This window comes from Criblamydia sequanensis CRIB-18 (assembly GCF_000750955.1).
In the GTDB taxonomy this organism is placed as follows: Bacteria; Chlamydiota; Chlamydiia; order Chlamydiales; family Criblamydiaceae; genus Criblamydia; species Criblamydia sequanensis.
The window spans coordinates 13376-29565 of record NZ_CCEJ010000012.1 but is presented as its reverse complement, the minus strand read 5'-3'; the positions used below and the strand labels follow the sequence as shown (position 1 = coordinate 29565).

The 16190-nt window shown below is 40.4% G+C and carries 13 protein-coding genes; 11 read left to right on the top strand and 2 right to left on the bottom strand.

The window, feature by feature from the left end; genetic code table 11:
• The first annotated feature begins 25 nt into the window (after positions 1–25).
• From ispH to CSEC_RS11255, 3 genes are all read left to right on the top strand, one after another.
• Positions 26–967, top strand: a complete 942-nt coding sequence (ispH, locus tag CSEC_RS11265; RefSeq protein ID WP_041018592.1) for a 4-hydroxy-3-methylbut-2-enyl diphosphate reductase — start codon at positions 26–28, stop codon at positions 965–967.
• Between the two features lie 146 nt (positions 968–1113).
• Positions 1114–1755, top strand: coding sequence for a hypothetical protein (locus CSEC_RS11260; protein ID WP_041018591.1), 642 nt, complete (start codon positions 1114–1116; stop codon positions 1753–1755).
• On the top strand, positions 1752–2219 hold the full coding sequence (locus tag CSEC_RS11255) for an ankyrin repeat domain-containing protein (RefSeq protein WP_041018590.1): 468 nt from the start codon (positions 1752–1754) through the stop codon (positions 2217–2219). Before CSEC_RS11260 ends, CSEC_RS11255 begins: the two co-directional genes overlap by 4 nt.
• A gap of 18 nt (positions 2220–2237) precedes the next feature.
• Here the strand turns inward: CSEC_RS11255 and CSEC_RS11250 are convergent, their stop codons facing one another.
• Entirely contained in the window at positions 2238–4460 is a 2223-nt protein-coding gene (locus CSEC_RS11250; RefSeq protein ID WP_041018589.1) for a hypothetical protein, read from the bottom strand.
• Between the two features lie 319 nt (positions 4461–4779).
• Here CSEC_RS11250 and CSEC_RS11245 point away from each other — a divergent pair, with 319 nt between their 5' ends.
• The 8 genes from CSEC_RS11245 (at position 4780) to CSEC_RS11210 (ending at position 15134) form a co-directional block, all read left to right on the top strand.
• Positions 4780–5109, top strand: a complete 330-nt coding sequence (locus CSEC_RS11245) for a DciA family protein (RefSeq protein ID WP_041018588.1) — start codon at positions 4780–4782, stop codon at positions 5107–5109.
• Between the two features lie 33 nt (positions 5110–5142).
• Entirely contained in the window at positions 5143–7662 is a 2520-nt protein-coding gene (gyrB, locus tag CSEC_RS11240) for a DNA topoisomerase (ATP-hydrolyzing) subunit B (RefSeq protein WP_041018587.1), read from the top strand.
• A 30-nt stretch (positions 7663–7692) separates the two neighbouring features.
• A complete protein-coding gene (gyrA, locus tag CSEC_RS11235; protein WP_041018586.1) occupies positions 7693–10296 on the top strand; it encodes a DNA topoisomerase (ATP-hydrolyzing) subunit A in 2604 nt (867 codons plus the stop codon).
• Positions 10296–10946, top strand: coding sequence for a dTMP kinase (gene tmk, locus CSEC_RS11230; RefSeq protein ID WP_041018585.1), 651 nt, complete (start codon positions 10296–10298; stop codon positions 10944–10946). The genes gyrA and tmk overlap by 1 nt, the downstream gene beginning before the upstream one ends.
• Positions 10947–10987: 41 nt before the next feature.
• Positions 10988–12097 carry a DNA polymerase III subunit gene (locus CSEC_RS11225; protein WP_041018584.1) on the top strand — a complete coding sequence of 370 codons (1110 nt, stop codon included), beginning with the start codon at positions 10988–10990 and terminating at the stop codon, positions 12095–12097.
• A gap of 45 nt (positions 12098–12142) precedes the next feature.
• Positions 12143–13105: a thioredoxin-disulfide reductase gene (gene trxB, locus CSEC_RS11220; protein WP_041018583.1), complete on the top strand. Its 963-nt coding sequence runs from the start codon at positions 12143–12145 to the stop codon at positions 13103–13105.
• A gap of 42 nt (positions 13106–13147) precedes the next feature.
• The gene (locus CSEC_RS11215) at positions 13148–13954 is read left to right on the top strand and encodes a hypothetical protein (protein WP_041018582.1); all 807 of its coding nucleotides are present in this window, start codon (positions 13148–13150) and stop codon (positions 13952–13954) included.
• Positions 13955–14093: 139 nt separating this feature from the next.
• The gene (locus CSEC_RS11210) at positions 14094–15134 is read left to right on the top strand and encodes an ankyrin repeat domain-containing protein (RefSeq protein WP_041018581.1); all 1041 of its coding nucleotides are present in this window, start codon (positions 14094–14096) and stop codon (positions 15132–15134) included.
• A gap of 104 nt (positions 15135–15238) precedes the next feature.
• Here the strand turns inward: CSEC_RS11210 and CSEC_RS12835 are convergent, their stop codons facing one another.
• Positions 15239–16147: an inverse autotransporter beta domain-containing protein gene (locus CSEC_RS12835; RefSeq protein ID WP_053332025.1), complete on the bottom strand. Its 909-nt coding sequence runs from the start codon at positions 16145–16147 to the stop codon at positions 15239–15241.
• Positions 16148–16190 lie beyond the last annotated feature (43 nt).

Genomic DNA, 16190 nt, shown 5'->3' with positions numbered 1-16190 from the left:
AGTTTATTTCTATTGGATTTAGCTAATGAAACTTCTTCTCTCTAAACCCCGCGGCTTTTGCGCCGGCGTTGAGCGTGCTATCGAAACCGTTGAAAGGGCGTTAAAGCTCTTTGGTTCTCCCATCTATGTTAAACATGAAATTGTTCATAACCGCTATGTTGTAGATGGTTTAAGAAAAAAAGGGGCGGTTTTTATTGAGGATATCGAGTCTGTTCCGGAAGGTGCAAGGCTTATTTACTCAGCTCACGGTGTATCGCCGGCTGTTCGAGAAGCTTCTAAAAAAAGAAATTTGATAGAAATTGATGCCACCTGCGGGCTTGTTACCCGTGTCCACTCAGCTGTAAAGCGTTTTGCTAGCAACGGCTATCAAATCGTTTTAATCGGGCATAAAAATCACGTTGAAGTCATTGGTACTAAAGGAGAAGCACCAGATGTTACTCATGTAGTTGAAAATGTCAAAGATGTCGAAGCCCTTACCTTTTCTGAGGACGAAAAACTTTTTTTCATCACCCAAACCACACTAAGTTTAGATGATGTTAAACAAGTCACTGAAGCTTTAAGAAATAAATATCCTAACATAGAGACTCTGCCTTCTTCTTCTATCTGCTATGCTACAACAAACCGACAGATGGCCTTAAAAGAAATTACGGATGAAACGGACCTTGTTTTGGTCGTCGGAGACCCTCAAAGCTCCAATTCCAACCGTTTAAGAGAAGTTGCTTCGAATCGAGGAGTTCCGTCCTATTTAATTAATGATGAAACGGAAATTTTACCTGAGTGGCTTGTGGGAGTGTCAGTTATTGGTTTAACAGCCGGCGCATCGACCCCTGAAACCATCGTAGAAAAATGCATAGAAAAACTCATCAAACTAGGGGTTACTGAAGTTGAGGATGTGGTATTCACAAAAGAAGATGTTTTCTTTCAGCTTCCTAAAGCGGTTCTCCAGGTAACCAACTCTGCGGTATAGAAAATCTTTACTTTTTGAATTGAAATATTGAAGAAAGTTAATTTAACTATAATTAGTAAGGGTAGTTCTAAATTCTTAATAAAATCTTAATTTGTAATTTACAATCATTTAAAATTTAAGTATTATAGTTCTTTTTACGAGGATTTATGGAACCCTTAGAGAGAATGCAGATTATTAACGTTTCACTTGAAGAGCTGGATAAATTAAAAGATCAGCTTTCTGTGACGGAATACCGATACGCTAAAGAAACGATTGTGGCTCTTAAAATTTTACTGGAAATAGAGTCTGAGTTAGTCTCAATTTCAAATGAGGATCTACGAAACAACCTCATTACCTTTAAGACTCATCTAATTGCAGAACCGGGTTTAATTCCGGGATCCAGTAGACAAAAAATCATCTCTTCGCTTGATACACGTATTAAAGATTTTGTTTTTATCTATTCCAATGAGAAAGAAAAAGATCGTCTTCCCCTTTTCTTTAAGTATGCTTTTATGGGTCCCCCTTGTTTTAATGGCAGGATTAATACCATGAGTGAATACCTTCGACAAGCGACAGGGGTTTATAGCGATCTTTATTTTAACTACACTACGTCTTTTGACAGAGAAGCGAACCTTATTGAAAATGTCATCTACGAGTGGATGGAACAAAATAAAACTACAAAGCTTCCTTCTCTCGAAGATCTAAAAATTTATCTAACAACCGTTGAAGATGAGTCTCTTTTTAAGATGTTATCAGAGCCAAACGGCTCGATCATTTTGAAAAGAGCTTGTGAATTTGTGGTATCATGAGTCTAGAAGTAACTTTAAAAAACATGGTTTTATCTCTTAATAAAGATGAAAGTGGTTTATACAACCATGTCTTGCAAGAAAATATAGAAACCGTTAAAAAAATCGGAGAGGAAAATCCCGGTTTGAAACCTTTGGTTGAAAAAGTTTTACGTTCACTTTTTCATCGGTTGGAAACGAATAATGCCTATATCGAAAAAAGAAAGTCCGACCCTAGTTTTAACTTTAAAGCATGCATACTGATGGATGATTATACGGGCTTAAAGTTCCTTCTAAGGGCTGAAGAAAACCCTAATGTTTTCGTACAAGGGAAAACCCCTTTGCACTGGGCAGCGCTTCATTCAAAGAAAACCGCTTTAAAAATTATCTTAATGCATCCTAATGCGGACCTCGAATGTTTAACTTTGAGCGGAAAAAAAGCAATTCAACTAGCTTCCGATGCAGAAATTCAACAAATGCTTCAATAACATCCGGATAAGCCTAATTTATTGCCTTGGCAGGTCCATTTCCTGCAATTCTAAAAGAGATTTAATAGCTTGCTTCTTAGCGCTTTCTACCCAAACCCTAAACTCTTTTAAATCAATCATTTTTTGAAGAGCCGCTGCCCAATCGATTTTTTGCGGATCATCCTCTTTGATAATATTTTGCTCAACTAAGAATAGTCTAAAAGATTTTGAAAGTTCGCCTTTGCAGTATATTTGAAATTGGGAAGCCATTTCCTCAAGTGTTGTCTCATCGTTTAGATCCTCAATTTTAAAAGAATTGATTTGGTCAGCTATGGGTTCAGCGTCGTCGTTATCGGTATCCGTTCTTTGCTCGAAAAATTGTTGGAGGGCATAAACGGGAGGCTGAGCAACTTTTTCCCGCTCGATCGCTTCTTTAACTTCTCCAAAACCTGATAACTCAGCTTTATAAGCCGCCACTCTTCCCATGCGGCCTGTAAGACAACCATCTCCTTGAGAAACTACTTTAAAAAAGCGATTCATCGAATTGGTTTTTTTCGCTTGTTGATAAGTGCTTAATAGAGTGCTTACTCGAGCTATGACAGACCCTTCTATCTGAGATGGGGTAGTTCCATTGATAAAACCGTCTTCTATGCCTTTTGCTTTGCTTTCTTGATTGAGCTCTTTCAATCGATCTTCTTCGCGAGATATTGAAGAAAGCCCTTTTCTTTTATGATAAATGTTTCTCATCTCGGTGAAAAGAGTCAGGTTTTGCTCATATTCATAACTGTTTAATTCATGCTTTTTACCTTCTATAAAAGTGATCGCTTCATCAAAAATATGATCTACAAGCGCCTCTCTTTTATTGTGGGCATCTAAAGTTGCTTTATCTGTGTTTAAGAGGGAATATTTAGGATCACTTCCTAGATTTTGCCCGTAAAAAGTCAAAAGTCTATCAATATCGGCAATTTTACTTTGCAGTTCATAATCGTCATTGTCGAGGAGTTGGTTGGCTTGAAGAAATTGAATAGCTCTATGGCAAGTGGCGAGAATTCTTTCAAGATTTGATCCGGTGGGTGTGTTTTCACTTGCAAAGTGAGGGTTTGGGGTTTCGTCAAGCAAGCTTTTGAAGGATTCTTGCGAGTCTACCCGTCCATTGGAATCCACCCAACTTCCCCTAGTAGATAAAAGATCATCGATAGGTTGATAGGCAGCTTTTTGCAAAATGTCAGGGTTTTGAAAAGCCTTTAAAAGTAAGGAATTCATTTTCGCAAGAGAGGAAAATTCCCCCAAAATATCATGATCATTTGTCATGGAGTCTAAGCCGAAACTCTTTACGTTGCCTTCCTTATCTTTTTCAAAATGAAGAACATACCAATGTCCTAATTGTTGGTTTCCCAAAACGCACGACAAATGGCTTGGACCTTCTTTAGAAGCAAAATCGATTAATTTTTGATATTCGGCGGTATCGTTGACATCAATTGGTAAAAATAAGGGGTCGCCTGTTTCCTCTCCATTTGAAGTAGAGATAAGTAAAAGGGCGGGGGGGTCTTGGCTTTTAAGAGCTTCGATTAAGGTTTTTAAAGAAAAGGGAGGATTTTTATCTTGGACGGCTAACTTTATAGCGTCTCGAAGTAAAGGAAGGGTAGCGTCTTTTTTTCCTTTAGGTAAATTTTCAAGCAAGGGAGCGCAATAGCTATCATAGAATGCCATAAAAACTTTAGGGTCCTCTAGCATTTGTTGAATTTCATCGCCAAGCTCTCCTTTAGCTTGCACAATGAGAGCATTTTTTAGCGAATGGAAGCCGCAATTTTCAAAGCCGGATTCGGTTGTGTCCTCATATTGATTCAAAACAGCGACTTGATTAAGACCATCAACTACATTCTCACCTTTGCAAAGTTCGCTTAAACTAGGCTCCTCCTTTATTGCGGCTTTTTGAAGCTCTTTTGAAAGAGCCTTCCATTTTTCAAGGCCTTCGATTGAAAGAGACGGGTTCTCATTTATTACTTCTTTAATGAAAACGGCAGAATTTGTGATTAAGGCCTGTATTTTTTGGATCCCCTTTTGAGATAGATCACCGCTTAAAGCTTTTTTTAATTTGCTTTCTAATTTATGCAGCTCCGCCTCATCTTGTTTGGAAAGACCGGCAAGGCTATCCTTTGCAAGGTTTTGGATAACATCAAGGGTCGCTTCAACCTCTTTTCGTAATTCAGTTTGATTTGAGCTGTTAGCATTGCCAATAACGAAAGATCTGGAAATTTCCATATAAAAAGATCCCTAATTATTTATATCTATCATTATATAATAAATTAAAAAATTTACATAATAACTTAATAGAAACTATTGTCTTAATGCATTATTAATATTGTTTGATTGGAAAGGTTTATTTTGTACAAATAAAAGTTGCTTTTAAATAGGGAATGAAATGGTTTTTTGCATTTTAAATGCCTCTCTCATAAGGATTAAATATTTAGATTAAAAATGTTAAAATTTTGATAAAAAATGAGGCATAAAATCGCTTGATTATGAGAGGGAAAACAGGTATAATCTTATCTTAAAAAACAATAAATCACCCGGACATTAAATGACCCGCCGAAACCCGAAAAATTATGACGGGACACGTCTTACAACGCATCAGATTAAAGATGTGTTGAAAGAACTTAAAGCGAAAGTGGATGAAGCAAGGCATAAACAACCCGACGAAATTTTGCGCACCTGGCCTGAAATCATAGGTGCCGGTCACGCGGGAAGAACACGTGCAGAATCGTTTAAAGCGGGCACTTTAACAGTCAGAGTAAAACACTCAACATTACTAAGTCTTCTCAACCAGTATGAGAAAGGCAAACTCTTAGCTAAACTACAGCAACAATTTCCAGCTTCCGGCATCCGAGAAATCGTTTTTCGAATCGGATAAAAGAAGTCAAGATATAATGAGAAAGGTCCCCTCATGACAAATGACGTTTTGGAGTCTGAAGAGCATAAAGCCAAGCAATCGCAAAAAGCCAAAGAATATGACGCCAGTTCCATCACTGTGCTTGAAGGTCTTCAGGCTGTGCGCGAAAGGCCGGGCATGTATATTGGCGATACATCTACAAGCGGTTTGCACCAGCTTGTTTATGAAGTTGTCGATAACTGCATTGATGAAGCCATGGCAGGTTATTGTACCGCTATATGGGTGACTCTTAATAAAGATGGATCTGCGACCATTGAAGATAATGGACGGGGAATTCCCATCCAAAAGCATGAAAAGGAATCAGCAAGGCAAGGAAGAGAGGTCACAGCTCTTGAAGTTGTAATGACCATCCTTCATGCGGGTGGAAAATTTGATAAAAACACCTATAAAGTTTCAGGCGGACTTCATGGCGTCGGGGTTTCTTGCGTCAACGCTCTTTCTAAAAAATTTGTAGCTCAAGTCTTTAAGAATGAGCAAATTTATGAGATGGAATTTTCGAAGGGAAAGCCGGTTAAAGCTTTGGAGGTTGTAGGTACGACTACAAAAAGAGGGACTAGGATCACTTTTTATCCCGACGAATCTGTCATGCAAGTCACTTTATTTGACTATGATATTCTTGCTAAGAGACTTCGCGAGCTTGCCTTTCTAAACCGCGGCATTTCCATTTATTTTGTGGATGAAAGAAACGATGAAAAAGAAGATGTCAATTTTTGCTATGAAGGCGGCCTTGTTTCTTTTGTGTCTTATTTAAATGAGAACAAAGTTCCTTTATTCCCAACACCTGCTTATATCGGGGGAGGAAGGCAAGGAGTAGATGGACCTGTCGAAGTTGAAGTGGCTTTCCAATGGAACGATACCTTTAACGAAACTTTATTTACCTACGTCAATAATATCTCCACAAGACATGGGGGAACCCACCTTAGCGGTTTTTCAGCGGCTCTAACACGAGTTTTAAATAGCTACATCAAGAACAATAACCTTTTAAAGAATGATAAGCTTGCCATTACAGGCGATGATATGCGGGAAGGTTTAACCGCTGTTATTTCAGTGAAAGTTCCCAATCCTCAATTTGAAGGCCAAACTAAACAGCGACTAGGGAATAGCGATGTAGGCTCTATCGTGCAGCAAATTGTCGGTGAAGAGTTAAGCATCTTCTTAAGTGAAAATCCTCAAATAGCAAGATCTATTGTTGAAAAGGCGCACCTTGCCGCGCAAGCTAGAGAAGCTGCAAGAAAAGCAAGGGATTTAACTCTTAGAAAATCCGCGCTTGATAGTGCAAGGCTTCCCGGAAAACTTACGGACTGCCAGGAAAAAGACCCTTCTCTTTGCGAAATCTATATTGTTGAGGGAGACTCAGCCGGCGGCTCTGCAAAATCTGGCCGGGATAGGCGTTTTCAAGCGATATTGCCGATTAAAGGTAAAATTTTGAATGTTGAAAAAGCAAGGCTTGATAAAGTTCTTGGCAACCAGGAAATCGGGACTATGGTAGCCGCCCTTGGATGCGGTATTGGCAGAGACGGTTTCAATCTTGAAAAATTGCGTTATCATAAAATCATTATTATGACAGACGCCGACGTTGATGGCTCGCACATTAGAACCCTTCTTTTGACCTTCCTTTATAGAAATATGCCCCAACTAGTCGAAAATCAGTTTATTTACATCGCTCAGCCGCCTCTTTACCGTGTCACACGTAAAAAGAAGAGCCAATATATTAATAGCGAAAGGGAAATGGATGACTACCTAGTCTCTCTTGGCTTAAGCGATATAAAAATTGAACTTGCCGGACAAGAAAAGACTTTTTCTGAAGAAGAGGCGAAAAAATTAATTGAAAGAATTTTAGAGACAGAGGCTTTTGTCAGTCGAGTTGAGAAAAAAGGGGTTAGCTTTAGAAGCTTTCTAAAAGCAAAGAATGCCGAAGGAAAACTGCCTCAATATCAGATCGATCTCTTTGATGGGCCAAGGTTTGTTTATTCGGCTTCAGAATTTGAAGAGTTAAAAACGCTCGATGAGAATTATCAGAGAAAAATTCATGAAGAGCAGTTAGCTTCCATCCCTCAAGAAGAACTTACCGAAGAAATGAAGCTTTTCAAACCGAAAAGATTAAATTTTGTTGAGCTTTATGAAGAAGAGTCTTTAAATCATTTGATTCAAGGTCTTTCCTCTTTTGGCTTTATTATGGAAGATTATCTCATTCCAAGACAGGCGCTTTTGCAAATAAAAGAAGAAGATGGCGGAGCCCATACCTACAACACGCTAAAGGAGCTCATGGACTTTGTTCGTGTCAATGGAAGAAAAGGTATTGACATTCAAAGATATAAGGGTCTTGGTGAAATGAACGCCGACCAGCTTTGGGAAACAACTATGGACCCAAAAGTTCGAACCCTAATTAGAGTGACCTTAGAAGATGTGGTTGCAGCTGACCAAATGTTTACTAAATTAATGGGTGAAGAAGTTGCCCCACGTAAAGCTTTTATAGAAAAATATGCCCTTTCTGTCGAAAACCTCGACATTTAATTTTAACCCTTTGGAGCCGCGCTAGTATCCATGTCTTATTTTGAAGAAGAACATATCATCCCGCGTAACATTGAAGATGAGATGAAAGACAGCTACCTCCGCTATTCGATGTCTGTCATCATCGCAAGAGCCTTACCCGATGCAAGAGATGGTCTAAAGCCCTCGCAGCGCAGGATTCTTTTTGCAATGCGCCAGCTTAATCTCGGGCCCTCGGCTAAGTATCGTAAGTGCGCTAAAATATCCGGCGACACTTCAGGGGATTATCACCCGCACGGCGAGCAAGTAATCTATCCGACGCTTGTTAGAATGGCGCAGCCCTGGGCGATGCGTTACACGTTAGTGGATGGACAAGGTAACTTTGGATCCATTGACGGCGACCCGCCGGCCGCTATGCGTTATACAGAGGCTCGCTTGACCCAGTCTGCCGTACATCTCATGGAAGACCTCGACAAGCAAACGGTCGACATGACCCCAAACTATGATGAGACTAAGCTTGAGCCTGTCGTTTTTCCGGCTAAATTCCCGAACCTTCTTTGCAATGGATCCTCAGGGATTGCGGTGGGCATGGCCACAAACATTCCGCCGCATAATCTTAGGGAAGTTGTGCAAGCCACTCTTCTTTTGCTCGAAAATCCGAATACCTCCAATGAAGAAATCCTTAGAGTTATGCCGGGGCCTGATTTTCCAACAGGGGGCATTATTTGCGGTGTAAGAGGCATCCACGAAGCTTATCAAACAGGCCGTGGAAAAATATGCTTGAGAGGCGCTCTGCACGTTGAACAAGATGATTCCAACCCTGATAGGGAAAAAATCATCATTGATGAAATCCCCTATAACGTCAACAAATCAAGGCTTATTGAGCAGATCGCTGAACTGATCAATAACAAACAAGTGACAGGTATTTCCGATCTACGAGATGAATCGGACAAAGATGGCCTCCGCATTTCAATTGATCTTAAAAAAGGCGAGCTTCCTGATATCATTATCAACCAGCTTTATAAATACAGTGATCTGCAAGTGACTTTCGGCTGCAACATGCTTGCCCTGGATAGAGGACTTCCAAGAACCATGGGAGTACGCCCTCTTATCTTGGCATGGGTGGATCATAGGATAGAAGTCATTCGAAGAAGAACCAGATTTGAACTTGAAAAAGCGGAAGCTAGAGCTCATATTTTAGAAGGTTATCTAAAAGCGATAGCCAACCTTGATGATGTCGTTAAACTTATCCGATCAAGCGCTTCAAGAGAAGAAGCTAAAATAGAGTTAATTAAACGCTATGGCTTTACAGATAAGCAAGCGCACGCTGTCTTAGACCTTCGCCTTTACCAGTTAACCGGTCTTGAGCACGATAAAATTAATAATGAATATCAAGAACTCCTCAAAAAAATCGCTCATTTGAAGTCTGTATTATCAAGCGAGGAAATGGTTAAAGATATCATTCGGGAAGAGCTTGATGAAATTCTAAAATCAGCTAAAAAAGAGCGCTGCACAAAAATCATTCCTTTTGAAAGCGATGTGGCGATGGAAGATTTAATCGCTGATGAATCTGTTTTAATAACGATTTCAGAAGACGATTACATTAAGCGCATGCCGATCGATACTTTCAAAGAACAAAAAAGAGGCGGTCTTGGTGTTGCCGGGGTTCAATTAAAACGAGAAGATGATGCTATTAAGGGGATCTATGTCGCTTCGATGCATAAAGACCTTCTTATCTTCACAACCCTCGGAAGATGTTATTGGCTTAAAGTCTGGCAAATTCCGGAAGCGTCTCGAAAAGCAAAAGGAAAACCGCTTATCAACTTGCTCGAAGACTTGAAAGAAGGGGAAAAGATTGCCACTGTTTTAAGCACCCAAGGCTTTGATGATGAAGCTTGCATTATTATGGCAACTGAGAAAGGGGTCGTCAAAAAAACAGGGCTTGATCAATTCAGCAACCCGAGAAGAAAAGGGATTTACGCTCTTTCTATCGATGAAGGGGATCGCTTGATTGCAGCCCGCCTTGTTAAGAAAGATCAACAAGTGATGCTGTTCACCCACCACGGGATGGCTGTTCGCTTTGATGAATCCAAAGTAAGACCTATGGGAAGAACAGCGAGAGGGGTTCGCGGCGCAACTTTAAAGAATGCCGAAGATAGAATCGTCGGGGTTGAAGTGGTCAATGGCAATGAAACCGTTCTTGTTGTTTCTGAAAATGGTTTTGGAAAGCGCTCCAACGTTGAGGACTTTAGACAAACCAATCGCGGCGGAAGCGGTGTTAGATCGATTATAACAAGCGAAAGAAACGGCAATGTGGTTGCAGCTCTTTGTGTGGAAGACACAGATGGCATCGTGATGATGTCCTCGCTTGGCCAGACGATAAGAATCAGCATGCAAAACGTTCGCGTCATGGGTCGAAATACTCAAGGGGTAAAGCTTGTCAACCTTAAAGACGACACGCTTGTAACCGTTCAAAAAGTAGCCGGAAGCGAAGAGCCTTTAGCTGAAGGCGAAGCTCCGAAAGACGATTCACAACTTCCTATAGAACCTCTTCCTGAGGAAGCGCTTGAAGAGGAAATTCTTGATGACGAAGAGTTAATCGAGGACGAAGAAGAGGAAGTTCCGTCTTCTGACGATGATGAAGAGGAAGAAACCTGATGAATTTTCCGGGTCGTTTCATTACGATTGAAGGCGGCGAGGGGTCCGGAAAATCGACGCTCATCGCTGAATTGAACCGGTTTTTAACCAATAGCGGTTATTCCGTCCTTGTTACAAGGGAACCCGGGGGAACAGTTTTCGGTGAAAAAGTAAGAGAATTGCTTTTAGAAGAAAAAAAGGACCTCCGGGTCGGGCTTTTAGCTGAGCTTTTTTTATTCTTGGCATCCAGATCCCAACACATCGAAGAAGTCATTAAACCTGCCCTAATTTCGGGCAGGGTAGTTCTTTGCGATCGGTTTAATGACTCGACAATTGCGTACCAGGGTATAGCAAGAGGGCTTGGCAGAGAATTGGTTGAAGATCAGTGCCATCTAGCCTGCCAGGGAGTATTTCCTGATCTGACTCTTTTTTTAGACCTTGACCCTGAGCTTGGTTTAAAAAGAAGGGAACTTGCCGAAGGAAAGCCTAGCGAAAAAGATCGTATTGAGAATGCCGGTTTATTTTTCCATGAGTCGGTTAGAAAAGCGCTTCTTTTTCTAGCAGAAGAAAACGCTGATCGCATCCATGTGATCGATGCTTCGTTTCCAAAAGAAGTAGTTCTTGAAAAAAGCCTTCGCATTCTTCAGCCATTTTTAAAAAGAACTTCTTAAATCAGTCAGCCGAATCAAATTTTTTGAAAGTTTTGGGTTTTATGGAAGAGTTATTTTCAGACATTATCGGGAATCCAAAGGCTAAAAAGTATTTATTAAATGCTTATAGGAAGAAGGCCCTTGGCCATTGCCTTTTGTTTTATGGAGCGTCCGGAATTGGTAAAAAACTATTCGCAGAAGCTCTTGCAGCTTTAGTTCTTTCGGACGGCGGAAAAAACAAAGGGGCTATTACGAAGGTAAAAGAGGGGAATCATCCCGATTACCGGCTCTTCCTTCCCGAGGGAAAATCGGGAATGCATAGCATCGAATCCATGCGGGCTTTAAAAGACGAGGTTAACTATGCGCCTTTTGAGTCAGAGTATAAAGTCTACGTTATTGAAGAGGCCCACCGAATGCTTGCAACAAGCGCGAATGCCCTTTTAAAAACCTTTGAAGAACCCGGAAAAAAGGTTCTTTTTATTCTTCTTACGGATCAGAAAGAGCATATATTAAGCACCATTCAGTCAAGGCTTCGAACTCTTTATTTTAATGCTCTAATTGAAGATGAAGTAGAGGAGTACTTAATAAAAAGAAAAGGGGTCGAAGAAAATCTTGCTAAAACACTATCTCTTGTATCAAGAGGCTCTATTGGACTTGCCTTAAAATTTCTTAAAGAAGAAAACCACAAGCCTTATTCCTCTCTATTTGAGCTTCTTTCCAAAAAGCCCTTTTCAACCTATGGAGAGCTATCTAAAAAATGCCAGGAGCTGGCTTCTTTTTTTGATAAAATGAAAGAGGAGATTGGGGAAGTGGTTCGAAAGGAAATTGAGCAAGGCTTTCAAATGGAAGAATTAAAAGCTAAAGATAAGCTCTCCCTTGAAAAGGAAATTGAAGGGGGCATAGCTTCCCAAATGGCATCTACCTATAAACATTTTTTAGAGGACATCGTTTATTTCTTTCGGGATCAGCACTTGCTCTATCAAGGTTTTTCCTCTAAGTATCTCTTGAACCGCCATTTAAAGGATCAGAAGAAAAATTCCCCGATGAAGGAGCCGCCTTCGATAGGTGTTCTCCAAAAAGCTGCTGAAGAAGCTTGGATTGGCATTTTAAGAGGGCTTAATCTTACTCAGGTATTTGAAAATCTTTTTATAAAATTGGGTTTTCTTGGATAATGATTTCTTCTCTCAAAATTAATTTAGTAAAAGGATTATTAAAAAATGACTAAGCACAAGGCTGAAACAGTAAATCTTGTCATCATCGGTTCAGGACCTGCCGGCTATACGGCTGCGATTTACGCCTCAAGAGCAAACCTTTTCCCTGTTCTTTATGAAGGCTTTTTTTCAGGACCGGCAGGCGGCCAGCTTATGACGACCACAGATGTCGAGAATTTCCCCGGATTTCCTGAAGGTATTATGGGCCCGAAGCTCATGGATCAATTTAGAAACCAAGCCGCTCGTTTTGGCACCAAAATTATCTCTGATGATGTCGTCTCGGTTGATTTTTCAGTATACCCCTATCATGTTGTTGGAAAAAATCATGAGCACTATGCAAAATCTGTCATTATTGCCACGGGCGCGAATGCAAAACGTCTAGAAATTCCGGGAGCGAATGAAGGCGAATTTTGGCAAAGAGGGGTGACGGCTTGCGCTGTATGCGATGGTGCTATGCCTATTTTCAGAGGAAAAGATTTATACGTCATCGGAGGCGGCGATTCAGCTGTTGAAGAAGCGACTTATCTTACCAAATTTGCGAGCAAAGTCTTTATTGTTCATAGAAGGGATGAACTTCGCGCATCAAAAATTATGGCTGAAAGAGCATTATCCCATCCAAAAGTTGAAATCCTTTGGGATAGCGTGGTCACAAAAGTTGATGGCGGTCATGTCGTGGAACATGTCGTCATTAAAAACCTTAAGACAGGCGTTGAAACTAAAAAGCCTGCCGGGGGATTATTCTTTGCGATTGGCCACACACCCAACACTGCTTTTTTAAAAGGGCAAGTCGATCTTCATGACAATGGTTATATCAAAGTGAGAGACGGAACAAGAACCAACCTAAAGCTTGTTTATGCTTGCGGGGATGCTATGGATCATGTGTATCGACAAGCGATCACAGCTGCAGGTACAGGCTGCATGGCGGCTTTAGATGCCGAACGGGATCTTGCCGCGGAAGGGTTAGACTAAAAAAATTATAGCAATACGTGAAATGGTCAGCAGTCGGTAACAATGCAAAAGATTCTGGTATTAATTTTATTCGCATTCCCAACGCTATTAAGCGCGCTTCAAGAAAGGCCTTGGTATGACCGGGACCTAGAGTTTCATACTTCTCTAGGCTATGCGCATCAACGTTTCACGCGCTTTAATTCCAATGGAGAAACCTTTAATAACGATGCCAAAGATGACTTTTATCAAGGCAATCTTTGGCTCTCTTATGCTGAATACTCAGCTGAACTTGAAATGACTTTTGCCAAATCAAAAGAGAGATCTTTTGGTTTGGATCATATTTCAGAGCTTTTACGCTACCAATTTTTTAATGAAAATTTAGGCGATTTGGTCACAGCCAATGCCGGCTTATTATTAAGCCAAGTGCCAACAATTGCCCTTCATGACTTTACAGTCCTTCACCAAGGCAATTTTGAAGCGGAGCTTTCACTCGTTTTTGGTAAAATGCTATGCGTCTCCGATTACTGGAATCAAAGGTTTTGGACGCTTGCGGCCATTGGAACGGGCGATCATGGCTCAGCTTATGCAAGAGCCTCATTTGCCGTTGAAAAGCAATGGTACCTTGATCATTACTTTGGCATTTTAGCCGAATGGCGAAGAGGTTTTGGCGGAAAAAACTTATTTCCCCATGACTTTGTCGGTTATGGACCTATTAGCTACCGCTTTGTAGATTTAAAGATGTATTATGTTTATGAGCTAAACTGCGATGTTTTTATCGAATTGGATTACATCCTTAGAGTTCATGCTCACAATTGTCCGGATAACCTTAACCGATTCCAAGTCTATCTACAGTATTCTTTCGGACTATAATTAGGTTTAAAATAATAATTTTTATTTCCATTTAGTTATTAAAAACTAGCATTAGTATAATGATGTTTTGTATTTGTTTTGATCTTTTATAGTTGATTTGATAGCTTTGATTGCATCAAAATTTACGGGAGATTTTCAAATGCAATCAGCTTCAAATAGACCTCTTGTGCCGGTTATTCTAAAAACAAACCTAACTCCTTTGTTTACTCCTAAACAAACGTCTTTGTCTCACAGACTACCGACATCGCTTGGCGGGCGCATTCATTCAAGCTTTTTTACAGAAAGCAATTTATCGACGACGCATACATTTACTCGAAAAAATTCTCAAGATTCTTCACTCAGAAAAATCATATTGGCTTTGAGCGTTGGAACTGTTGTTGGATCAAAGGCTCTCTCTCAAAGCCGCTTTTATAGCGAAAAATTGCATGCGGATAAAAAAAATATCTATGAACGCTTAAGCGAAACGCTAGGTGTCACCGCCCAAAAATTAGCAAAGTCTCCTGAAACTTACTTTTCTCTAATCTATAAGCAAATAGAGTTGGGAAATCTTGATGTTGTCAAAGATTGTTTAGAAATTGGGATGGATCCTTTTTATAATCCTTACGAATTCACCAAAAAATTGGATATTCTTCTTTATGCCATTTTTCTTGGCAAGCTAGAGATCGTCCAATACCTCCTAGAAGAGACACCCTATAATATTAATTGTTCGTATGTTTTCTACATGCCTTATGCAGAAGGTTATGGTGAGTTTAAAGATTCTGTTCCTATGACCATAGTTGGAACTCATCCCTTTCAAGCACGTTTTTTTGATTGTGTAACTCCGGTCTACATGGCAGTTTTGGCTAATAAACCTGAAATTTTAAAGTTGCTTACAGAAAATGGAGCTGATTGCAATTTAAAAAATATTTCAGGGAATCATCGTTCACTAAATCCCTTTATTTGCGCTATTGAAAAAGGACATAAAGAGTGTTTTGATATATTGTTAAAAAGGGGGAATATTGATGTTAATTGTAAATGCAGAGCTCGAACCCCTCTTGAACTTGCAATTAAAAAAAATAACCTTCCCATGATTGAAGATTTACTGAATGCCGGGGCTAAACTTCCTCCCGAAATCAAGGATGTAAAGGACGCCCGGGCCATTTTAGCTTTCTATACACGTAAGGAATCGATGATCATCTAAGCTGTAAAGCTTTTCAATCGATGATCGAGAAAATAGCTTCAACAAAATTGAAAAGCTTTGTCTCCAAGCTTTGATTTTACATCAAAACTTGGAGGCTCTCTCAATTAATTGATGGGGTACCAATTGTCGTTGCAGCCTTTTCTATGCATAAAGATGGTGCCGATACGCTGAACTTTTTTAGTGTAGGGGTTTAACCCTAAATTGCCCGTGCAAAGACAGCACCAGTTGGCAAAAAGCTCGAAAGGAAGGATGATAAAGACGGTGCCTTGAGTCTGGGACTGATTCTTGCTATCCCAGCTTGTTCTAACTTGGAAAGATAGGAAAGACTTCCAATGAAGCTCAAGTCTTGCTTGCATCCCGAAATAGCCGGTAGTCTCTGCGCCTGTAAAAAAGTAGGGGCCCGTTGCACCATAGAGCCAATAATTACATACCCGTCCAATAGGCGCGCCGATTTCCATGTCGAATCCGCCGCTTGTTGAGTATTCGTATCGATCGCATTCAACTTCAAAGCCGCTGACGCTATCGACCCATCTTTCTCTTGAATGTTCAATCTGTGTGCCGGTCGGGATATAGCCATTGATACGGAAATCCCAATTGCCAAGCCACTCTAAGCCAATGCCGACTCTTGTGAAATATTCTCCAAGAGTTCCTTGGCGGTAGTCCCAAAATATGTTGGCACCCCAGACGCTATCATCGATAATATCAAGACCGCAGCATCTAAAGCCAAGTCCAAGGCTTGCGCCGGATAAGTTGTCGTTGAATCGATAGCCTCTTGCGTCAATAAAAGAAAAGCATTTATCCAAAAAGGGAAGCGGAACAAATAAATCCGCTTCGCCATAAGCGTCTTTCAATCCGATAAAATCGCCATTTGAATACCCGATTTCAAGACGGCCATCGACACAATTGTTGCCGGGACCGGAACAATCCCCGTAGGTTAAACCTGGAAGAGTTATCGCCACACTAAAAATGCTTAAGATAGCTGAAAATCTAAGTTTACGAGTCCAAGCTTTCATTGTGTCAATCCTTGAGTGGTGTCAACTTACAGGCAATAGAGTT